The 20,161-nt window shown below is 33.6% G+C and carries 22 protein-coding genes; all 22 read right to left on the bottom strand.

Annotated features, from left to right (window positions below; genetic code table 11):
* Nucleotides 1-6: 6 nt before the first annotated feature.
* The 22 genes from GKZ88_RS19730 to GKZ88_RS19625 all read right to left on the bottom strand — a co-directional run bounded on the left by GKZ88_RS19730 (nucleotide 7) and on the right by GKZ88_RS19625 (nucleotide 20,152).
* Nucleotides 7-1,524: an NAD(P)/FAD-dependent oxidoreductase gene (locus GKZ88_RS19730; protein WP_155104036.1), complete on the bottom strand. Its 1,518-nt coding sequence runs from the start codon at nucleotides 1,522-1,524 to the stop codon at nucleotides 7-9.
* A gap of 1 nt (nucleotide 1,525) precedes the next feature.
* Nucleotides 1,526-5,206, bottom strand: coding sequence for a 1-acyl-sn-glycerol-3-phosphate acyltransferase (locus GKZ88_RS19725; protein WP_155104035.1), 3,681 nt, complete (start codon nucleotides 5,204-5,206; stop codon nucleotides 1,526-1,528).
* An 82-nt stretch (nucleotides 5,207-5,288) separates the two neighbouring features.
* Nucleotides 5,289-6,467 carry a DUF2062 domain-containing protein gene (locus tag GKZ88_RS19720; protein WP_155104034.1) on the bottom strand — a complete coding sequence of 393 codons (1,179 nt, stop codon included), beginning with the start codon at nucleotides 6,465-6,467 and terminating at the stop codon, nucleotides 5,289-5,291.
* Nucleotides 6,468-6,485: 18 nt separating this feature from the next.
* A complete protein-coding gene (locus tag GKZ88_RS19715) occupies nucleotides 6,486-6,971 on the bottom strand; it encodes a hypothetical protein (protein ID WP_155104033.1) in 486 nt (161 codons plus the stop codon).
* A gap of 2 nt (nucleotides 6,972-6,973) precedes the next feature.
* Nucleotides 6,974-7,345 (bottom strand): 3-hydroxyacyl-ACP dehydratase, encoded by a 372-nt coding sequence (locus GKZ88_RS19710; RefSeq protein WP_155104032.1) that lies wholly within the window; start codon nucleotides 7,343-7,345, stop codon nucleotides 6,974-6,976.
* A 4-nt stretch (nucleotides 7,346-7,349) separates the two neighbouring features.
* On the bottom strand, nucleotides 7,350-7,958 hold the full coding sequence (locus GKZ88_RS19705; protein WP_155104031.1) for an outer membrane beta-barrel protein: 609 nt from the start codon (nucleotides 7,956-7,958) through the stop codon (nucleotides 7,350-7,352).
* Nucleotides 7,958-8,551 (bottom strand): porin family protein, encoded by a 594-nt coding sequence (locus tag GKZ88_RS19700; RefSeq protein ID WP_155104030.1) that lies wholly within the window; start codon nucleotides 8,549-8,551, stop codon nucleotides 7,958-7,960. The genes GKZ88_RS19705 and GKZ88_RS19700 overlap by 1 nt, the downstream gene beginning before the upstream one ends.
* A 20-nt stretch (nucleotides 8,552-8,571) precedes the next feature.
* Complete coding sequence (locus GKZ88_RS19695; protein WP_155104029.1) at nucleotides 8,572-9,207, bottom strand: hypothetical protein; 636 nt, start codon at nucleotides 9,205-9,207, stop codon at nucleotides 8,572-8,574.
* A complete protein-coding gene (locus GKZ88_RS19690) occupies nucleotides 9,173-9,799 on the bottom strand; it encodes an outer membrane lipoprotein carrier protein LolA (RefSeq protein ID WP_155104028.1) in 627 nt (208 codons plus the stop codon). Before GKZ88_RS19690 ends, GKZ88_RS19695 begins: the two co-directional genes overlap by 35 nt.
* A gap of 121 nt (nucleotides 9,800-9,920) precedes the next feature.
* Nucleotides 9,921-10,646: a polysaccharide deacetylase family protein gene (locus GKZ88_RS19685; protein WP_230392565.1), complete on the bottom strand. Its 726-nt coding sequence runs from the start codon at nucleotides 10,644-10,646 to the stop codon at nucleotides 9,921-9,923.
* A 56-nt stretch (nucleotides 10,647-10,702) separates the two neighbouring features.
* The gene (locus GKZ88_RS19680) at nucleotides 10,703-11,767 is read right to left on the bottom strand and encodes a beta-ketoacyl synthase N-terminal-like domain-containing protein (RefSeq protein ID WP_155104026.1); all 1,065 of its coding nucleotides are present in this window, start codon (nucleotides 11,765-11,767) and stop codon (nucleotides 10,703-10,705) included.
* The gene (locus GKZ88_RS19675) at nucleotides 11,767-12,963 is read right to left on the bottom strand and encodes a beta-ketoacyl-[acyl-carrier-protein] synthase family protein (protein ID WP_155104025.1); all 1,197 of its coding nucleotides are present in this window, start codon (nucleotides 12,961-12,963) and stop codon (nucleotides 11,767-11,769) included. Before GKZ88_RS19675 ends, GKZ88_RS19680 begins: the two co-directional genes overlap by 1 nt.
* Nucleotides 12,964-13,075: 112 nt before the next feature.
* On the bottom strand, nucleotides 13,076-13,333 hold the full coding sequence (locus GKZ88_RS19670) for a phosphopantetheine-binding protein (protein ID WP_155104024.1): 258 nt from the start codon (nucleotides 13,331-13,333) through the stop codon (nucleotides 13,076-13,078).
* Between the two features lie 2 nt (nucleotides 13,334-13,335).
* On the bottom strand, nucleotides 13,336-13,947 hold the full coding sequence (locus GKZ88_RS19665; RefSeq protein WP_196216504.1) for a 3-oxoacyl-ACP synthase: 612 nt from the start codon (nucleotides 13,945-13,947) through the stop codon (nucleotides 13,336-13,338).
* A 43-nt stretch (nucleotides 13,948-13,990) separates the two neighbouring features.
* Nucleotides 13,991-14,455: a hypothetical protein gene (locus tag GKZ88_RS19660; RefSeq protein ID WP_155104022.1), complete on the bottom strand. Its 465-nt coding sequence runs from the start codon at nucleotides 14,453-14,455 to the stop codon at nucleotides 13,991-13,993.
* Nucleotides 14,456-14,544: 89 nt separating this feature from the next.
* Nucleotides 14,545-15,684, bottom strand: a complete 1,140-nt coding sequence (locus GKZ88_RS19655; RefSeq protein ID WP_155104021.1) for a beta-ketoacyl synthase N-terminal-like domain-containing protein — start codon at nucleotides 15,682-15,684, stop codon at nucleotides 14,545-14,547.
* Nucleotides 15,685-15,750: 66 nt separating this feature from the next.
* Nucleotides 15,751-16,323 carry a hypothetical protein gene (locus GKZ88_RS19650; protein WP_155104020.1) on the bottom strand — a complete coding sequence of 191 codons (573 nt, stop codon included), beginning with the start codon at nucleotides 16,321-16,323 and terminating at the stop codon, nucleotides 15,751-15,753.
* The gene (locus GKZ88_RS19645; RefSeq protein ID WP_155104019.1) at nucleotides 16,293-16,742 is read right to left on the bottom strand and encodes an acyl-CoA thioesterase; all 450 of its coding nucleotides are present in this window, start codon (nucleotides 16,740-16,742) and stop codon (nucleotides 16,293-16,295) included. Before GKZ88_RS19645 ends, GKZ88_RS19650 begins: the two co-directional genes overlap by 31 nt.
* Nucleotides 16,717-18,000, bottom strand: coding sequence for an ABC transporter permease (locus tag GKZ88_RS19640; protein WP_196216502.1), 1,284 nt, complete (start codon nucleotides 17,998-18,000; stop codon nucleotides 16,717-16,719). The genes GKZ88_RS19645 and GKZ88_RS19640 overlap by 26 nt, the downstream gene beginning before the upstream one ends.
* On the bottom strand, nucleotides 17,990-18,742 hold the full coding sequence (locus tag GKZ88_RS19635) for an ABC transporter ATP-binding protein (protein WP_155104017.1): 753 nt from the start codon (nucleotides 18,740-18,742) through the stop codon (nucleotides 17,990-17,992). The genes GKZ88_RS19640 and GKZ88_RS19635 overlap by 11 nt, the downstream gene beginning before the upstream one ends.
* Before the next feature lie 7 nt (nucleotides 18,743-18,749).
* Nucleotides 18,750-19,748, bottom strand: coding sequence for a BtrH N-terminal domain-containing protein (locus GKZ88_RS19630; RefSeq protein ID WP_155104016.1), 999 nt, complete (start codon nucleotides 19,746-19,748; stop codon nucleotides 18,750-18,752).
* Nucleotides 19,748-20,152 carry a hypothetical protein gene (locus tag GKZ88_RS19625; RefSeq protein ID WP_155104015.1) on the bottom strand — a complete coding sequence of 135 codons (405 nt, stop codon included), beginning with the start codon at nucleotides 20,150-20,152 and terminating at the stop codon, nucleotides 19,748-19,750. The genes GKZ88_RS19630 and GKZ88_RS19625 overlap by 1 nt, the downstream gene beginning before the upstream one ends.
* Nucleotides 20,153-20,161 lie beyond the last annotated feature (9 nt).

Here is a 20,161-nt window from a genome sequence, read left to right as displayed (position 1 = left end):
TTCAATTTATTCGGCAGCCTGATTAATTTTATTAATCAAATATTCTTTTCCAACAATTTCTGAGCAGGTTACTACAGCGCCAATCGTTACGCCCAGAACACCATGCATATTAATACTTTGACCTGTAAGATATAAATTTTCTAACTTGGTTTTTGACGGAATCAATGTTTTAAGCGGATTATTGGAATCTTTAACATAACCGTACATATTTCCGTTATCACCGCCAATATAATCGCGGTACGAAAGCGGACTTGAAGTATGAATAGATTTAATGCAATCTCCGATTCCTGGAAATTTTATTTCGATTTCATCTAAAAATTTAGCTGTTTTTCTGGCTTTGAATTCTTCATAACTTTCACCACGGTCGTTTTTTTCGACCGTGGTGTTAAAAGTATCTGTCCAAGGCAAAACATCGTCGAATTTCATATACGTTATAAACGTCATTCCGTCTGCCCAGATTTCCTCTTCTTTAGAAGCATTCATAGAAGCCATATACATTTTTGGCCACGAATTTTCATCGTATTCATGAGCTGACCAAACTTCACCGCTATTTTTAAAATGGTAATAATTGTGGTTGATATATTTGAAAGTCTCGGGCTTAAAAACCAAATACAGACTAAAAGCCGAAAGTACGCCTTCAAGACTTTGAATACGGTTGAAAAATGGTTTTCTGAAGTTTGTTTCGCCAGCCATTTTCAACGTCGTTTTTGGTTCGATATTCGAAATAAAATACGTTCCAGAAACTTGCGTTCCGTCTTTCATTTTAACCGAATTCACTTTGTGGTTTTCAACTTCAAAATTGGTAACTTCTTTGTGTTTATAAAATTCACCGCCGTATTTTTTGAGCTGTTTCAAAAGCTGTTTTGTAATTTGACTTCCGCCGTTAATACAGCGCCACGAGCTCTGAATATATGAATTCACGATTAACGCATGAACATAAAATGGCGATTTATCTGGAATGCCGGCATATAAAAAATTGGAACCTGCCAAAACAGCTTTCAGTTTTTCATTTTCTGTAAAAGAATCAATGGTTTCTTTTGCATTTAAAGTCAGAATTTCAGAGTCATATTTTCCCTCTGATTCTAAATTATAAAGTGGAAAAGAGTCACAAATCGCTTTCAGTTTTTCGCAATATTCTGAAATGTTTTTTTCTTCTTCAGGAAAATATTCTTTTAACTGATGAACAAAATTTTCATATCCTTGCGCATGCGGATATTCGGTTTTATCATCTTCAAAAGAAATAATATCGAAAGCATTTTCATCTAATTTTTTCAGATTCAGTTTATCGATAATTCCCAAATATTTAAAATATTGATGCAGATTTTCACCTTCACCCAAACCTCCGATATAATGAATTCCGGTATCAAAGATGGTTTTATCACGAACAAAAGTCTGAAGATTTCCGCCGTATTGATTGTTTTTTTCGAGCACACAAACGCTGTAGCCTTCTTTAGCCAGAATAATGGACGAAACCAATCCGCCCAAACCGCTGCCAACAATTACAACATCGTAATGTGCTTTCATCTTAGTTTTTCTTTAATAAGATTACATCGTTTTCCTCTAAAACCGACTCAAAACCAAAGTTAATCAAAGTGTTTTTCAAACGCGGGCAATCAATTAAAATTACGCACGAAGTGAGAAGTATAACTTTCTGAATTTGATTTTCTGAATTTTCATTCGAAATTAAAAGAGTATCAAAATGATTTTCAGACAGTGTTTCTAAATTTTCGAGATAAGATATTTTTCTCTTATTAACGATATAATTGATTTTGGCAACGTCACGTTTTTCTTCATCAGGAATGTACGAATGAATTTTTCGCTGTGGTTCCTGCAGTGCCAATAAAACGTCTAATTGACCGTAATCATTTGCCAAATGCAATATTTTGGCTTTCACCGATAATTGTTTTCCAAGAAGAAAATAAGTTTCAAGATTCTTTTTTACATCCTTTTTTACACTGTTTACAACTTCAATTTCTTTATAATCAAAACTGTGCAAGAGCATATCTTTAAAATAATCAGAGCCTTCTAATTGTTGGCGAATAGTACGATATGCCGCTTTAAAGAACGTACTGATTTGTTTTGTTCTCTCGGCATAATTATTTCCGAAGGAATCATTTTCAGGTGTAATTCTTTCTAAAATAGTAACGGTAAGTTTTCCATTATGGATGACAAAATCGCCTTTCGGAATTAACTCTGAAGCACCGTGAATCACAATTGGAAGTATATCTAAATTAAATTCTTCGGCCAAGAAAAAAGCACCTTTATGGAATCGTTTGACAACATTACTTTCTGATCGAGTTCCTTCTGGAAAAACCATTAAAGAATAACCTTCATTTACTTTTTTGCGTAAATGTTCAACGCCGCCTTCCAGACCTTCGGACACAGGATAAAAACCAGCTTTCCTCACAACACCGCCAAAAATAGGGGAGTTGTAAACCCAGTCGCTTACCAGAAAAATAATTTTTGGACTCAGCATTCCTATTGCTAAAATGTCTAGAAACGAAGAGTGATTCGCAATAATTACGGTTGGTTTTTCGAAGTTTTCATTAAAATCATTAACGACTTTTTTATGTATAAATGGGTTTGAATACAATACCGATTTCATGAATTTTGAAACCGCGTATCGAAAACCTTTCATTTTTATTTTAGCACTTAAAGGTAAAATTGGCATTAAAGTAAAACTGAAAATCGACATGATAATACCGCCAAGACCGTAATAGAAAAAGGAAACGATGCCATGAACAAAAGTGCGTAAATGAAACGGTGGATTTCCATTTTTTGATCTATTTGAAATAAACAGCTTGAAAAGAATTGGGTAGAAAATAAAGGTGATGATCAGCGCCGCAAAAACCCCAATTAATGAAACCGATGAAATCGAAGTCAACGCTGGGTGTTTGGCAAAAATCATGGCGCCAATTCCTAAAATCGTTGTGATTACAGCCAAAATAATTGAGGTTCTGTAAATGGCAATTTCGTTTTTTCCGTTGGTGTATTCTTTCTGCAAAGCACTTGTCATAAAAATACTGAAATCGACACCATGACCAAAAATCAACGTGCAGACAATCATGCTGAAAATATTCATTTGAATGCCAAAAATGCCCATAATTCCTGCTGTGACAATTCCGGTTAAAGCAATTGGGATACAGCTTACAATTACCAATTCGATTCTTCGGAAGAAGAAAAATAAAATCAGAATTACAGCAATAAAGGAATAATTGACAAGCGAATTAAAATCGGTTTTCAATGTGCTGAAAAACGTTTCGTTCATTTGCTGGCGATCAATTGCAATTAAATTATTTTTGGCTGAAGCCGATTTTACAAATGCATCTCGCTGTTCTGGAGAAACTTTTACTAATGTCGAAATGGTGTAAAAACCATTTTTTTCGGTTACAAATTCTTTTAGCTGAAGTGCCTGAATTTTTAAATATTCATTGGCCGAAATGGGTTTGAAGCTAAAATCTAAATGATCAAAAAAGTTGTCATAAGTTGTTGGCTTAAAGCCGATTTTTGAACCTTCGGAAATGAACTGTGATTTTAAAACCGCTTTTTTATTAGCATCCCAAAACGAATTCCATTTTTCAATTTTTTGAAGCTGTGCCACCTGCGAAAGCATAATGCCGCCAACAGAACTGAAATTCAATATTTTATTTTGCTGTTTTTCTTTTGATAAATCAGCAAAAAGCTGGCTGTTGTTTTGCAAAACTTCTTCCATACTTTTTCCGTATGAAGCAACATATATTGTTTTTGAAGTTAAGCTTGTACTTTCTTCCAATTGTTTTTCGGCTGCTTTAATTTCCTTTGGAACAAAATTTAACTGCGACAAATCGTTGTTGAAGCCAACATCATTGTATGTAAAACAGCAAATAATAGTGATGATGATGCAAAAACCAATTAAGATTTTATTGTTGTGAAAAGAGAAATGCGCCATTTTATCAATGACATTTTTCTTGTGTTCAGCCGGATTTTCTTTTGGTTTGTATAAATGCGGTACAATTAAAAGCGAGAAAATTCCAGTTGCCATAACAATTACGGCAGCGAAAATTCCGAGATCATTCAGCGCATCCGATTTTACAAAAAGCAGGCATAAAAACGCAACCGCCGTTGTCGAACTGCTCATGATTACAGGCATTGTAATGTCTTTATACAATGTTTTTATGTCGCTGTTGTGCTTGTAATGCGTGAGAATGTGAATGGAATAATCGATTGTAATTCCGAGTAAAATAGATCCGATTCCGAGAGAAATTGCCGAAATCTGTTCTTTTACAAAATATAAAAACGCAACGGCAAACAAACCTCCAAAAACCGTTGGAAGAAAAATAATCAGCGGAATTAATATTTTTCGATAGAATAAAATCAGAATCAACATCAGCGTAATCATTGCAATTGTTGTCGTCAAGACAATATCGCTTTTGATTTGATTGGCATTGGCAACAGCAATTAAAGCCGAACCAAAATAACTGATTGACGTTTTATCCTTAAACTTTTGATTTAAATTTTCCTGAATCGATTTTAGTTTTTCGGCAAAAAGCGTGTTTTTTTCGGTTTCGCTTGATGGAAGATTTGAGGTTATAAAAAGCAGTAATTTCTTTTTGTCTTTGGTCATAACAAAACCATTCTCAAGCGTAAAATCATCACCGACATTTAATTGCTGTAATTTTTTTAAAGCAATAAACGAAATTCCAAGCGGATCACGTTGAATAAAATCTCTAGTGATAAATCCCGACGGCGAAATTATTGATTTGTAATTTCCTTGAACCGTCGCTGCAATACTGTCTTTTTTCAGCTTGTTTTCAATGGCTTCATAATCTTTGTTTTCAAGAAAAAGAGGCAGATTATTGTAAACAAAATCAATTGTTTCCTGAATGTTTTCTTCGTCAATTTTTCCCTGAATTCCCGTCACATATGGTTTGCAGGATTTAGAAACACTGTCTGAAAAAGCGGTTGCCATTTCTTTTAAATCTTCTGCAGAACCGTTTTTTTCGAGTTTGAAAATGACGGTTATTTTATCGGCAAAATTTAATTGTTTTAGGACTTTTGCTGTGACATCGGCTTTGTCATTGGCGGGAATTAATTTCGTAATATCTTCTTCAAACTTAATTTGAGAAGCAAAAAATCCAAATACTAAAAGCATCAAAAAAGCCAATAGAACCGACAAAGATTTCTTTCGGTTAACAAATAAATGAATGGCGTAAAAGTATTGATGCATGATTATTTAGTTTTTTTTTGCCACTAATTCACGAATTAATACATTCAGATTAAAAATAAATTCGTGAATCTGTGGCGAAAATTTATTCGATTTGTTTCTTGCTAAAAGCAGTTAAAAGCAAATAACTTATAAAACCAACTGTTAGCGCCGAAACGGATGCTAAAATAAGACTTCCTACAATATATTGTGTAGCATTTTTTTGAATATCGTCAAGAGTTAGTGAACTATCCAAAATTAAAGGTGCATCGCTCGAAACAAAAACACTTCCAACTTTAAGTGAAGCGTAAATAATAAACGGAATAAAAGGAGGAAAACTCACATTTGAAGTCAAATAAGCAATGACTTTGTTGAGTCTGAAAATCGCGGCAAAGGTAAAAAGTAAAATAGTCTGAAATCCCCAAAAAGGAGAAAAACCAATAAAAATTCCCAAAGCAATTGCAGCAGATTTTTTAAAATTAGAATCATTACTTTCTAAAATATCTTCGAGGAAAAACTTTTTAAAACCTTTTTTTTTTGCTCTTCTAAAAAAATCTCTCGGCTTGATATACAGCAAAGCATTGGTTACCAAAACCGTATTTAAAATACTGATTCGGGTGAAATCGCGAAACGGGCGAAAATGAGAAACACGTTCTGCGGGATCGTACAAAACCTGAATCGGAATGTTTTTAACTACAATTCCTTTCCATGCTGCACGTACAATTACTTCAATTTCGAACTCAAATTTGTTGGTGTAAAATTTCTTTGGAAGCAATCGCAACGGATATAATCTAAAACCAGATTGTGTATCTTCTAACTTAATTCCGGTTTCAAATTTGAACCAAAAGTTTGAAAATTTGTTTCCGAAACTGCTTTTCTTCGGCACATTTTCCTGCGTCATATTTCGGCTTCCAATCAAAAGCGCGTTTGGTTCTTTTTGAATTGCTGAAATAAAATTCGGAATGTCAGAAGCAAAATGCTGACCGTCAGAATCGATTGTTATGGCATATTCAAAATTTTGTTCCAAAGCTTTTCTGAAACCATTTCGGAGCGCTCTTCCTTTTCCTATATTTTTTGGATGATGAATTTGCGTAAGCTGCGAATATTGTTTGAGAATTTCGGAAGTTTCATCTGTAGAACCGTCGTTGACAATAATAATATTGGCCGTATAATCTAAAATGGAATCCAGCACTTTTTTCAAAGTTTTCTGGTTATTGTACGTTGGGACAATAACACAAAACGAAGTGGAATCAAGTAAATCGTGCTGAAGTAAAATAGGTTTCATGAGGAGTTATGCTTTCGCTTACTTCACAAATTGTTTCTCTTTTTCAGAAAAACTTTTTGATTGTAAAATAAAGTCTTTTAGATATTCTTTTAAAGCACCGCTTTGATCAGCAAAATGCTCCGTAAGATATTTTTTGTCTTCTTTAATATTCTTTTTATAACCCGTAACTCCAGGAACATTTTCCTGAATGCTCAGTCGGATCATTCTGATTTCGATATTGTCTGGTTCACTTTTTATAGTTGATTCAAGCAGTTTTGCACCTTCTTTAAAACGTTCAATTTTATCCTTTAATTTTTTCTTGAAATTAGAATCCAATAAAATTGAAGCGGCTTTATAAGCGACTAAAGTTTTATTTCCATCATCAGAAATCGCAGCTAGTTTTTCTGAAAATTCTTTTGCATTGCTTTCAGACTTTGTAACGTTTGGATACATTTTTCTGATGGACGCCAAATCTGGATTGCCCACAAAATTCACCCATAAAAGTAATGTTAAGAGCAGTTTCATAATTACATTTTTTTGTACACATTGCTCAATTTCAAAGCAACAGTGTCATTAAAATAAGTCGTGTTTTTTACTTTAACCAAATTGTCTTCGGTCGTTGTAATATCAAGTTCCAAGCGCAGTTCCGGATTAACTTCTGGATTGATAAGCGCCATAAATTTTACATTGGCAAGCGTTTGAATCATTAAAGTTTCCTGCGTAATTTTCTCTGTCAGTTCTTTAATAATCTGGATCATGCAAACACCAGGCATAATTGGATTTCCCGGAAAATGGCCTTTGAAGACTTCATGTTTTTCATTGACCAAAATCGTAATTGTATATTTAGAATCGGTTGTTTTTTCTTCCGAAAGAACGTTGTAAAAATCTTTTAAAACCATTTTTTTATTTTTTTTCGCGAAAAGCGTAAGAAATACCTAATTGAATATTGACATTCGTATTATAACTTCCAAATAAATAATAATCATTTTTATCATTATAATAAGAACTGTCAAATACGTCAAGTAAACCTTTTTTTAGTCGGGCTTCAAACGTAAGCCCCGAAGGCAAACGATAAGCAACACCTGTTATAAGTGACAAATCATTATAGGTTTCTACTTTATCTAAATTGTCATTTACAAGAACATCAACAGCGGGTCCAAATTGTATTTGAATTCCGGGCCCAAATGTAAATTTATTTAGAAGCGTAAAGGACAAATAACCCAATTGCAAATCACGATATTTTACAGTTTTTGGCTCAGTATTATCCAAATAATATCCAACATTGTCAGATCCTTGTCTGCTATACGTTATTTCGGGCTGAAGAGCATATTTTTTTGTAATATTTATTTCTCCAAAAGCACCAACGTAAAAATCAGTTTTATAGGTGGATTTCGTTTCCGAAATAGTCGAAAATGAAAAACCGCCCCTCAAACCGGGATTAAAACTGACTTGAGCATTTATATTAATTACACTAAATAAAGCAACAATTGTAAGGCTTATATATTTATTCATTATTTTACTTTAAAAGTATAACTGATACCAAACTGCAATACCTGATTTAAAATAACCTGATCATAATAATAGTCATCATAATCAATTCCATTATAACCATAAATATCAATTAATCCTTGTTTAAGTCGAGCTTCAAAAGTTAAACCATTTGGCAAAGTATAACCAACACCTCCAACAAATGAAAGATCAACATCTTCAGGGTTTGTATTTATATAATTATCACTAACTTTTAAATCTAAAGAAGGGCCTGCCAATAGATGAAAACCTCCACCTCCAAAGTTAAATTTTGCAACCGCTCCCAGTGTTACATAATTCAATTCGTACTTTTCAGAATAATAACGGCCATTTTCAAAATATCTTCCTTCATCACCTTGTCTTGAATAATTTATCTCTGGTTGAATCGAGAAAAATTTATTGAATTTAATATTTACCAATCCACCAATGTAGAAATCAGTTTTAGAACTATTATCATCAATATTGGTTAATGTTGATATATTCAAACCGCCTCTAAGTCCTGGGCTAACTCTAACTTGTGCTTGCGATGAAGCAAGACCAATAAATAAAACAAATGCAATTAAGGTTAATTTTCTCATAGTTGGTTTGGTTTATATTTTTACTCTGATTTAAAATAATTCAGTTCAATTTTCAATTTTATATTCTGATGTAAAATGACGACTTTTTCAGCAAATTTATCGTTTTCTAAAGTAAAAGTAATTGTTATTTTTTCTTTTGACTTCGAAGAACGGATTACTTTTTCTAATTTTTGATCTTTTTTGGAGAAGAAAAGATAGTTATCGCGAGCTCCGTCTGCCGATTTATAAATGTCAAAATTTTCATTTTCGAATTGTTCCTGAATTAGATACTCTTTTTTAAGAAGAATTCTAAAATCTTCTTCTAAAGTATTGATCAAAATTTTTCGATCTAATTCTGATACGATTGAATTGACTTTAAAAGTCTTTTCTGAAATTTCAAAATCTAACAATTTGTTACCAAATTCAGTTGTAAAAACGACACGATGCGTGGTGTCATTTATTTTCTTGGCGATGAAAATTCCAGACATTTCATGACCGTAAACTGTGATATTAGTTTTATAAACATAATCGGTTTTGGAGTCCGCGAAATACGGAACTTCAATCGCTGTTTTGTCTAATTTTTTAGGCGTATAATTTTTTGTGACCGAGCCACAGGAAACCAAAATAATTGCAAGAATACAATTAATTAGTAAAAACTGAATCGTCGATTTTTGCATTGATCACTTTATTTTTAAGTACAATTCGGGTATAATCTTCAGATGATTCTAATAATTTTACCTGAACCACAGTTGCTTCTTCTTTATCGAAAGTCAGTTCAATTTGTTTGATGTATTTTTTCAGCGTTGCATCTTTCGGAACAAATTTCGCCAGATTCTGACCTTTCAGTTTAAAATACGAAATCGTAAATTCTTTGTCGTCAAACATATTGCCGCTCACACTTCCCACAATTAATTTATTAATTCTTGCGAAGATTTTACTGTTGCCAATATCAACCGCACTTTTCTTTCCTTCGTCGTTAATCAGGATTTTCCCGTTCTTGAAAACAATGCTGTAATTGTATGGTTTTTTATATTGCCAGGACAATAATGCAGGTTCTTTAAAAAACATTTTTCCCGAAGTTTCAATGTCTTTCGACAAAAAATCTAAATGTTTGTACTGAACAAAATCAGTACTTAAAGTTTTGATTTTTTTCGAAACTACATTTACATCTTGTTTGAAAGATTCAATTTCGGCATCGGTCATTTTTTGTTCCTGAGCAAAGATATTGCTTGAAATAAATAAAATCAGGAGTGCTATTTTAGTTTTCATATTTTGTCAAAAATTGTGCTTAATTTTTTTTGCTACTCCCGATAGCTATCGGGATAAATGATTTACACAGATTTATAATAAAATCCGTTTTTTTCAGCGTTTTCGCTTGAGCGAATCCGTTTTATCCGCGTTCAATTTCATAAGCATTAAGGTTCAGTAACTCTTCAACAGAAACCACTTCATAATTGTTTTGCTGTAAAAATTGCAAAAACTGTTCCAATACCAAAACAGAGTGTGGAGCAGTATCGTGCAAAAGTACAATTCCGCCGGGAGAAACGCGTTTTTTAATTCGGCTTAAAATCAAATCCTGATTTTTTATTCCGCCGTCAAGAGAACGAATATTCCAGCCAATAACTTTGTGTCCGGTAACTTTTAAAGCTCTTCGAATCGATGGCGTCGTAACTCCGTAAGGAGGGCGAAAAAAGTTTATTTTTTTGGAGGTGAATTTTTCCAGCAATTGATCGGTTTTGCGAAGTTCATCAACTACTTTGTCTTCATGATAAAAATCGAAAAATTTAGAATGAGAATAAGAATGATTTCCGACTAAATGCCCTTCTGAAATTATTTTTTGGAGAATTTCCGGATGCTTTTCAATGTTTTTTCCAATGCAGAAGAAAGTCGCTTTGGCATTGTATTTTTTCAGTAATTCCAACACTTCTAAAGTAAATTCACTCGGACCGTCATCAAAAGTTAGCGCCATTTTTTTTTCTGTTTCCGAAGGATTATTACAGAACGCTTTTACATGATAATTGGAAGAAATTCGGGCAGAACCAAACGCATTTATTCCGATCCAGATTAAAACAATGAAAACAAACCACCAAAAATTAATTGCAGTATAAAGACTCAAGAGAAACAATACGAGCAACAAAAAAATAAAAAAAATGGATATGTTTCTATGCGTTATCATTTTGAAAGCAACGTAAAACTATGATTTTTTCCATTGACCTGATTGTACAATAAAATGGTATTGTAAGCTGGTTTTGTAACCGAATTTACTTTGATGATTTCCGGAATTTCCTGAGTTTTTATAATTTTTGAAGCCATCCACAAAGCAAAAGCCGAAGCCGTATCATATTCTCCGCTTAAGTGTTTGTAATACAATTGAGGCGTTTCTGCGAAAGCATTTTCACTTAAATTTGTATAATAAAAATCAGAATCTGAGTTTCCGTCAAAACCTAAAACCACAGCATCAAGATTTGAAATTTGTAAATTATTTGCTTTTAGAAATGAAATTAAAGCAGATTCAATTTCATTTTCTTCCAATGTATTTACAATTTCAACATCGAGAATTTCTGCATATGTATTGGCTTTTTTTTCATTTTCCAAAACAAAAAAACTAGCGCCTTCGCCGTAAATAACACCGCTGGAATTTGCATTTAAAATTTCAGAAGGAAGATCAGTTTCTTTTTTAATTCGTCCTGCGAGTTTAAAAAGTGATAACGTATAGTCTCCATTTTCGTCAACGCCGCCCACTAAAATTGAATTGGCTTCGTTTTCTTCAATCTGCATTTTAGCATCTAAAAGGGCCGATTCAAAAGAAACTGCTCCGTTTACATACGTAAAATTATAACCTTTGCATTGCAATGTCAGCGCAATTTGAGCGCCAACGGTATTGTGTGTGGACTGAATAAAGGATGTTGGCGTTAAAAATTCTTCATTATTGTCCAGAATGTTTTTCAGGAATTTTTCAGAATCCTCGATACAGCCCAAACCGGTTCCGGTAATAATGGCGTCCACATTTTCGACATTAGCATCTTTCATCGCCAAAGCCGAAGCAACGATTCCGTTTTTTACTCCTTTTGCCATTCGGCGAATCGCGGCAGGAGAAATATAATCTTTGTAAATCGGAGAAACGATCGACAAAACATTTTCAGCATTATTGATAACAGCTTCTTCTAAAAAAACAGTATCAAATGTTTTTTGAGTCGAAATACAGCCTACTCCATTTATATATGTCTTTTTTGTCATTAGCTTTTAGAAAATATAAGGGTGGAACAATTTCCGCCAAAACCAAAAGAATTGGATAAAACGTGTTCGATATTTTTCATTTTTAAAGTTCTCTGCGGTTTCAATTCAAATTCTTCCATTGGAACTTCAAAATTTAAATTTGGATAAACCACACTATTTTGAATGGCCAAAACACTATAAACAGCTTCAATCGCCGCTGCTGCCGCTAAAGTATGACCTGTAAAAGGTTTTGTGGAACTGAAATCCGGCACTTTTTCATCTTCATAAATTCGCAGCAAAGCTCTTCCTTCAGATAAATCATTGTTTGGCGTTGCAGTTCCGTGAACGTTGATATAATCAATTTCAGAAGGTTTTAAACCCGAAACTTCAAAGGCTTTTTTCATGGCCAAATAAGCACCGTCGCCATTTTCTGAAGAAGCCGTTTGGTGAAAAGCATCATTTGCATTTCCGTAACCTGAAACTCTAGCTAAAACTTTTTTATTTTGTTTTTCTACAATTTCATCCGATTCTAAAACCAAAAAAGCAGCAGCTTCACCAAGATTTAATCCTTTTCTGTTATTATCAAAAGGTTTATTATAATCGTCAGATAAAATCATTAAAGTTTTAAAGCCGTTGATGGTGAATTTTGCCAAAGCATCAGTTCCGCCCACAATTACGCGATCTAATTTTCCAGATTTTATCAAACGTGCGCCCAGCATAATGGAATTTGCTGCCGAAGAACAAGCCGTACTGATTGTGGTAACCATTCCTTTTAAACCAAGTTCTGAAGCAATTTTTTCAGCTACATCGCCGCCATCGTGACAAGTGATATATTTTACCAATTCCGGTTTTTCGAAATAATCGTAATAATGTTTCTCGGTCATGTCCATGCCGCCAACGCTTGTCGCCGAAATAAGTCCGGTTCTAAATTCGTTGATTGAGGTAATTCCAGCATTTTCAACTGCTTGTTTGGCTGCCAAAGTACCAATCATCGCCGTTCTCGAGAAATTATTATTTTCTGAAAGCTGTAATTCGGAAATTAATTCTTCATTGGTTTTTTTGATTTCACCAACTTTGATTATATCGGCATGAACCGTCGGAATATTTTCAATTCTGGAAATACCGATTTTATTTTCGATTAGGGAAATATAATTTTCTTCGACTGAATTTCCAATCGAAGAGATAATTCCCATTCCCGTTATTGCGACACCTTTCATTTTAGACTTTATTTTAGACTTCTTAGATTTTTAGACAGACTTAGACTTCTTAGATTTCTTGAATTTTATTCTTGTCTAAACAAGTCTAAAAATCTAAGAAGTCTAAGCAAGTCTATTTAGTTCTGTTAGCGTTAATATACGCCGCCATAGTTTCAATCGACTGGAAAATTGATTTTCCTTCTTTCGGGTCAACCAGTTTAATTCCGTAATCTTTATCAAGAATCACGATTAATTCAAGTGCATCAATCGAGTCTAAACCTAAACCGTCTCCAAACAAAGGATCGTTATCTGCAATGTCTTCGATTGCGATATCTTCTAAGTTTAAAGTCGTTATAATTTTATTTTTTAATTCTTCTTTTAATGCTTCCATGATTATTTATTGTATAATGTATTGATATTTTCGTGTGTATATTTCTCATTTTCTTCCTTGCTTATTACACAAAGAAAAGCTTTGTAATTGTCGTTAAAATACTCGACCCAGCCACAAAGAACCTTATCTGCTTTATCTGAATTCAATAAGATATTCGAATAATTCGACATAAATTCGGCGTTGAAAGCATCAAATATAAAGAAAGAATTCTCACTTTTCAGCTGATGACGGATACTTATTTCGCCCAAACAAATATTTGGCAACGTATAAACAAAAACCGCCGGACTTGGATAATAATTTTCTTTATCAGAAATCGATTCCTGATATTTTACATCGGTATCTAAACTCGACGATTTATTCGCCAAAACCAAAGCGATATTATTTTCTTCTTCAGATGAAATAATCGGACTCAAAAGCAATTCTGATCCTAAAAAAGCCAATTTGCTCAAAGCATCCATTTTGAAAAACTTTGGATATTGGATTTCAAAATTACGCAATGCTTGTTTGGAGAAATCAGCAAAATCGGTTGGTTCAATTTTGAATACAGAAGTTCCGTTCAAAACAATTTCGTTGTTTTGGATGGTGATGTAGGATTGTATGTAGGTTTTGTCCATCATTACTTTAATTAGTATAAAAATCTATACTGAATAAGTGATTTTAAATCTTTTTCATTTTTTGATTAATAATATCATTTAATGATCTAGTGAAATCATTGACATTTTCTTTTCCATTTTTTATAATGTAAAAACGCTCTATTTTCTCTTTCATCTGTAAGAAGAAGTCTAAAGGGATTTTTTCTAAATTTAAATCATTAAAACAAGAAAATAAATTCTGTGATAAATAATCTAGATATTCCGTGTCATAAGTTTTTAAAAATATAAAACAATAAAGATAATCCTTATCTATATATTCATTTTTGCTAAAAAGAATTTCATCAGCTAATCGATAAAGAATATTCTCATTCCAATTTAAGATTTCGATGGAGAAATTTTCGCTGTCTTTTTGATCTAAATTACTAATGAAATCTATAACATCATGTCGTATTATATATTCCCAAAAATCTCCGCTTTCATCAAGATTACTTTCAATATATTTTTTTAAACTTGCAATTTGATCACTCATAAATTCTATAAATTTTGATCATTTTAAACTTGTGAATTTTCTTTACAAGTTGGATTTTGAACTGTTCGAAAATTTCTAATAGTTCAAGTTTATTTTATCGTTTCAAAAACAATAGCCGTATTACAACCTCCAAATCCAGAAGCTGTTTTCAAGAAAAACTCAATATTTCTCTGTTCATTTTTTTCAATAACATTTACAGCTTCACTAACTCCAATTTCATCAAAACCTTTCGATTCAAAAAGCATATTTCGATTCGCCGATTCAATCGCAATTACTGTTTCCAATAATCCCGAAGCACCTAAAGTATGACCATAAAAGCCTTTCAAACTATTGATGGGAACATTTTGTAAATCCAATCGGTTTAAAGCAATCGCTTCCATTTCGTCGTTGAATGGAGTTGCGGTTCCGTGGGCTGAAATATAATCTAATTTATGGGCTTCAATTTTTGCTTCTTTTAAAGCATTTTGAATACTTCTGAACAAACCTTCGCCTGTTCTTGAAGGTCCGGAAATATGATTGGCGTCGTTTATAGAGCTGTCACCGATTACTTTTATTTTTGCGTTTTTGGCTTCCGCCGAAACTAAAACTGCAGCGGTTGCTTCGCCCAAACTTACTCCGGTTCTGTTTTTAGAATAGGGTTTACAAGGCAATTCGCTCATCGCCTGAAAAGCATTAAATCCAGACAAAACAAATTCTGAAATTTCATCGCCAGCCACGACAAAAACATTGTCATAAAGTTCCGATTGAATCATTCTTTTGGCAACAGAAACAGCTAAAATTCCGGAAACGCAGGCATTTGAAACTACAATTGGCTGCGTTGTAAATCCGAAGAAATTGGCAACGTTTTTGGCTAAAACATCTAAATGTGCATTATTAAAATTTTCTTCTGAATGCTCTTTTAAAGCCGTCACATTTCCTTTTGTTGTCGAAAGTATAAAAGCAGTTTTTGAATTGAATTCAATTCCAGATTTTTTGACAATCGGCTCTAAAGCCAAAATCATCATTTTCTCTAAACGGGAATATTTTGTTTCAGCGCTGATTTTTGCAAAAGCGCTGTTTATTTTTTCATCAGAAATAATCGCAGCATAAAATGAATTGGGCATCAAAGAAATATCATTGTGAAGCTGAATTCCTGAATCACCTCGCAAAATCGCTTCGATGTTCGTTTCAACATCAAAACCTAAAGGCGTGATACAATTCGTTTCTGTGATGTATATTTCTTTTGACATTTTATGATTTATTTCTGTGCGGTTTATGGCACGCAGATTTTATAGATTTAGGCAGATTTATTATTCTTATTGTCTAACTTCCATTCTGTCTCTATAGTTTAGAAAATTAGAAAACTCCCGAACTATTGCTATTATTTCTTCCGTTGGATAATCCAAACTATCTAAATCTATTGTTTTTGTTTTTGAGTCATTTCTATGAATGACTAAAACCGTTGTTTTTCCTCCTTTATTTCCCTTTATTGTACTTAATTCAACAAATTTAATCTGATTCCAATCCAAAAATTTCAAAGGAGAAAATGGCAAGATTGATTTTCTTATCCAAATACCTTTATTGTTGATTTTTAATGATGCGCCATTGTCAAAAAGGTTAATCCAAGTTAAAAAAGCGATAAAAATGGATATAAAAAAGATAATAGTTGATAACACATTCGAATTAAATTTCTCCCAATGAAGTAGTTCACTAGAAAAATTATAAAAAATAAAAAATGGAATAGCAGTAAAAACTACTATTGCTAAAACGGAATTTAATACATATCCTTTTGCTATTATTTCTTTTTTAGTATTCAAAATATCTAAAATTTTTGGGATATTAATTTGTATAATTTTGATTATTTTAATAACCCAACTTTCCTTTTCCATTCCTCATAAAAAGGAGGATTTGTCAGCATTAAATTCCCTTCTTTGTCTAAAAAAACTTGAACAGTTTCTCCCGTACAGGCAATTTCGCCCTGAGCATCGATAATTTTAAAACGGTAAATAATTTTCGCAGCCGGAGTTTCGACAACTGTGGTTTCGATTGTTACAACATCGCCGTAGCGCAAAGACAATTTATGTTCGCATTTTGATTTTACAATTGGAGTCGTGTAACCCGTTTTTGCAATGTCCAAATACGTAAGTCCGTGTTGGCGTCCAAAGGCTTCGCGACCGTCTTCAAAATAGGTAATATAATGGCCGTGCCAAACAATTCCCAGCGGATCAGTTTCGTTAAAACGAATTCTGATTTCGTGTGAAACGGTTAAGTCTGAGGCTTCGTTATACTGTTCTTTTCTTTTTGTCATAAAATAAGGCAATGGAAGTGGTGATTATAAAGAACAAAAATAACAAACTTATTTTTGGAATGATTTCGACGAAAGAAACATTGCGCAGTAAAACATCATAAAATGCTTCTAAACCCCAATTCATAGGTGAAGATTTTGCAATGATCTGCATCATTTTTGGCATCACAAAAACAGGGACCCAAACGCCTCCAATAGCGGCTAAAATAATAACACTTGTCGCACCAAACGGAGCAGATTGTTCCTGAGTATTCGCAACAGTTCCTAATAAAATTCCGAATCCGATGGCGGCAAAACCTGAAAATAAAGCGACAACACTCATCAAAAATAAATGGCCTTCGATATTTAGCGGAGGTAAACCAATATGCGGAAACAGGAAAATCGCAACGGCAACCATCATATAAAACTGAATCATGCAAATGACAGAATACGTAATGGTTTTGCCAATAATGACAATTAAATTAGAAGTTGGATTAGTCAATAAACGCACAAAAGTCCCCTGCGATTTTTCTTTTACAATGTTGATGGAAAGCGGAATCACAATAAAAAATATGGCAAAAAGCGTCCAGGCCGGAACATTGTGCTGTACCGAATTTGGCAAAACTTCTTTATTGTTTATTTTCGGAATTATTTCTTTGAACGTAATAAAACTCGTTTGGTCGAATTTGGTGTTTTCTTCGCCTAACTGATTTTGAAAAGTCGTGTAAATCGATTTGGTTTCGATTTGCGAAATCATTTTGTCAATCGCATTCATGACCGAATTTTTGAAACTCAGCTGCACCGCCGGATCAAAATATAATTTTACTTCTTTTTGCGTGATAACTTTTGGTTTTTCCGGTTTTGCAACGCTGTCTGTAAAACCCATTTTGCTCACAATGTTTTCGACATTCTGATCGACTTTGGCTTGCAAATCATCGCTTAGGTTTTTCGGAATTACGATGGCCAACTGAAATTTTCCTTTGTATACATTTTCTCGGGCAACTTCTTCGGTAATCGGTTTGTTGTCAATTTGAGTTATAACGGTAAATAATTGGTTTTTTTCTAAATTATCAAAGACCGTTTTCGAAACAGAACCTCTGTCATAATCAACCAATAAAATGGGAATTTTAGTGTCGCTTACCGTTTTAAAAGTGCTGTCCTGAATTACGGTAACGGTGATAACCAAAACCAACGGCATGATAAATAAAATAATCAAACCGCCTAAATCTCTTTTTAATAAAAGAAATTCTTTTACTATCGACATCCAAATTTTATATAGCATCTCGCAAGTCTTTACCGGTTAATGAAATAAAAACATCTTCGAGATTTCTGGCATTTTCTGTCGTTTCAATTAAGGTTGAAGGCGTTCCTTTTGCATAAATTTTGCCTCGGTCCAAAATGGCAATATTCGTGCAGAAATCTTCGGCTTCAGCCAAGTGATGTGAAGTATAAATAATCGTAGTTCCGTTTTGATTTAAGATTTTTAGATAATCCAAAATGGCGTTTTTCGACTGAACGTCAACGCCAACAGTCGGTTCATCCAAAAACAAAACTTTAGGGTTGTGCAGAATTCCGGCAATTAAATTGACTCGGCGTTTCATTCCGCCAGAAAAAGTATGAATTTGTTTATCGGCGAATTTCAATAAACCCAAAAGATCTAAAGTTTCGATTACTTTATCTTTCAAATCCGAACCTTTCAAACCGTACATGCTTCCAAAATAATGCAGATTTTCTCGTGCTGTCAACGTTGGATACAAAGCATATTCCTGAGGAACAACGCCAATGATTTTTTTGATTTTGGATGAATGATTGTGATAGTCTAAATCATCAATTGAAAAATGTCCTGAAGTTGGTTTGATCAATCCGCAGAGCATTGAAATTAAGGTGGTTTTTCCGGCACCATTCGGACCTAATAATCCGAAAATTTGGCCTTCGTTTATCTCCAACGAAACATCGTTCAAAGAAAACTGATCGGCATCTTTGTACTTTTTCGAAAGGGATTCTATTTTTATAATGGGATTCAAAATATAATTAGCTGATTGCTTTTTTTAGTTTTTTGAAAAAGATTTCTTCGCGATTCGCAATGTCCAAAAGTTCATCTGCAATCGCGTTGTAAGCGTCTTCTTTGGCACTTCTGTTTTTATAAATTCGGGAAGCTTCAACGGCAAAATCGCGCCATGAATCTCCAATCTGAGTCATTTCTTTTGAAAGATTTTTTAGTTCTTCATTCCCTAAAACAATCGAAGCTTCTTGTAAAAATGCGGCGTAAATAAATCGGAAACCTCCTCCTCCGGTTCCAATTTCTTCCTGCATTCTAACCATTTGCGCCAGATAATGATTGGCTTTTCTGACACCGTGTTTTTTAGGCCATTTTCGAATTTGACGTGAAACCATTTTGATTCCGCGAACGCCTACAATTGGCATTGGCGCTAGCATATCGCGACAGGTATTTTTGATTCCTTTTATAATGGCACTTTTTAAATCAACAGTTGACGGAATCTGAATTGGATAATACATTTGGCCTCGCGGAGCAAACGCACCTTTGGCAAAACGCACTTTATCCATTTCCTCATGTGTCAAAGTCGTAACGGTTTCCATCACCGGATCACTGATCAAATAATCAGTTTCGGTTTTGCCGTAAACGACTAAATTGTGCGCGTTGAAATGAAAGCGATATTCATCAGGAAAATAACTTAAATGATACACGCCAACTTGAAGTCCGGTCGGAATATTATTTTTTAGATTTTCTTCTAAAGCTTTATTTGCATTGGCAACAGAAGAAAATTTTTGTCTTTTTATTTTTAGATTTAAACGATTGGCGACTTTATTAAAAATATGTCCAGGCAAAGTTCTATAACTAATTGCTGGCGCATGATTTACTTTTAAAAATGGCAAATACACGAAAAAAAGTCCCGAACCAATTCCGAAAACCATCGGTTCGCTGATATTGAGTCCGCTGTTTTTTAAGAGGTTTGAAGCTACTCCGTTTTCACAATGAGCAGATTGATGATGTGTAAAAGTAACTTGCATTAATCTGTTTTAAAGTTTTTTAATTCGGCGATTGAAATGTCAAAAGCGTCGGCATATTTTTGTAAAGTTTTGTCGTTTAGTTTGGCAAAAACGGAAGGTTTAAAATGTCTTTTTACGCGCCATTTCCACATTTCGACATAACCGGCAAGAATCGTTAAATCCATTTTATTGAGTTCCATAAAATAACAAATCGGGCTTAATTCTCCAATCTGAACTTTTAGTTTTGCTTCTTCCGCACGTTCTTTTATATCGTCGATGGCGTTCGAAAGTGCAATCGCTTTTGGTTCCCAGCCCGTACTTAAAGCGGTTGTATAATTGCCGTTTTCATCGGTAGCATAAACCAATTCTTTGAGATTTTTTTTGCTTAAATTTCCATCGTGCTGAGGTACATTTTCTTTTTCCATGACGGGATT

Source organism: Flavobacterium sp. LC2016-01 (genome assembly GCF_009711135.1).
Classification (GTDB): domain Bacteria; phylum Bacteroidota; class Bacteroidia; order Flavobacteriales; family Flavobacteriaceae; genus Flavobacterium.
The sequence above is the reverse complement of the archived record's forward strand: the minus strand, read 5'-3'. Positions and strand labels throughout refer to the sequence as shown.

Bases quoted from the DNA above. Each gene is read 5' to 3' on its own strand.
- GKZ88_RS19730 (WP_155104036.1), bottom strand. From the start codon at position 1,524: ATGAAAGCACATTACGATGTTGTAATTGTTGGCAGCGGTTTGGGCGGA.
- GKZ88_RS19725 (WP_155104035.1), bottom strand. From the start codon at position 5,206: ATGCATCAATACTTTTACGCCATTCATTTATTTGTTAACCGAAAGAAA.
- GKZ88_RS19720 (WP_155104034.1), bottom strand. From the start codon at position 6,467: ATGAAACCTATTTTACTTCAGCACGATTTACTTGATTCCACTTCGTTT.
- GKZ88_RS19715 (WP_155104033.1), bottom strand. From the start codon at position 6,971: ATGAAACTGCTCTTAACATTACTTTTATGGGTGAATTTTGTGGGCAAT.
- GKZ88_RS19710 (WP_155104032.1), bottom strand. From the start codon at position 7,345: ATGGTTTTAAAAGATTTTTACAACGTTCTTTCGGAAGAAAAAACAACC.
- GKZ88_RS19705 (WP_155104031.1), bottom strand. From the start codon at position 7,958: ATGAATAAATATATAAGCCTTACAATTGTTGCTTTATTTAGTGTAATT.
- GKZ88_RS19700 (WP_155104030.1), bottom strand. From the start codon at position 8,551: ATGAGAAAATTAACCTTAATTGCATTTGTTTTATTTATTGGTCTTGCT.
- GKZ88_RS19695 (WP_155104029.1), bottom strand. From the start codon at position 9,207: ATGCAAAAATCGACGATTCAGTTTTTACTAATTAATTGTATTCTTGCA.
- GKZ88_RS19690 (WP_155104028.1), bottom strand. From the start codon at position 9,799: ATGAAAACTAAAATAGCACTCCTGATTTTATTTATTTCAAGCAATATC.
- GKZ88_RS19680 (WP_155104026.1), bottom strand. From the start codon at position 11,767: ATGACAAAAAAGACATATATAAATGGAGTAGGCTGTATTTCGACTCAA.
- GKZ88_RS19675 (WP_155104025.1), bottom strand. From the start codon at position 12,963: ATGAAAGGTGTCGCAATAACGGGAATGGGAATTATCTCTTCGATTGGA.
- GKZ88_RS19670 (WP_155104024.1), bottom strand. From the start codon at position 13,333: ATGGAAGCATTAAAAGAAGAATTAAAAAATAAAATTATAACGACTTTA.
- GKZ88_RS19665 (WP_196216504.1), bottom strand. From the start codon at position 13,947: ATGGACAAAACCTACATACAATCCTACATCACCATCCAAAACAACGAA.
- GKZ88_RS19660 (WP_155104022.1), bottom strand. From the start codon at position 14,455: ATGAGTGATCAAATTGCAAGTTTAAAAAAATATATTGAAAGTAATCTT.
- GKZ88_RS19655 (WP_155104021.1), bottom strand. From the start codon at position 15,684: ATGTCAAAAGAAATATACATCACAGAAACGAATTGTATCACGCCTTTA.
- GKZ88_RS19650 (WP_155104020.1), bottom strand. From the start codon at position 16,323: ATGGAAAAGGAAAGTTGGGTTATTAAAATAATCAAAATTATACAAATT.
- GKZ88_RS19645 (WP_155104019.1), bottom strand. From the start codon at position 16,742: ATGACAAAAAGAAAAGAACAGTATAACGAAGCCTCAGACTTAACCGTT.
- GKZ88_RS19640 (WP_196216502.1), bottom strand. From the start codon at position 18,000: ATGCTATATAAAATTTGGATGTCGATAGTAAAAGAATTTCTTTTATTA.
- GKZ88_RS19630 (WP_155104016.1), bottom strand. From the start codon at position 19,748: ATGCAAGTTACTTTTACACATCATCAATCTGCTCATTGTGAAAACGGA.
- GKZ88_RS19625 (WP_155104015.1), bottom strand. From the start codon at position 20,152: ATGGAAAAAGAAAATGTACCTCAGCACGATGGAAATTTAAGCAAAAAA.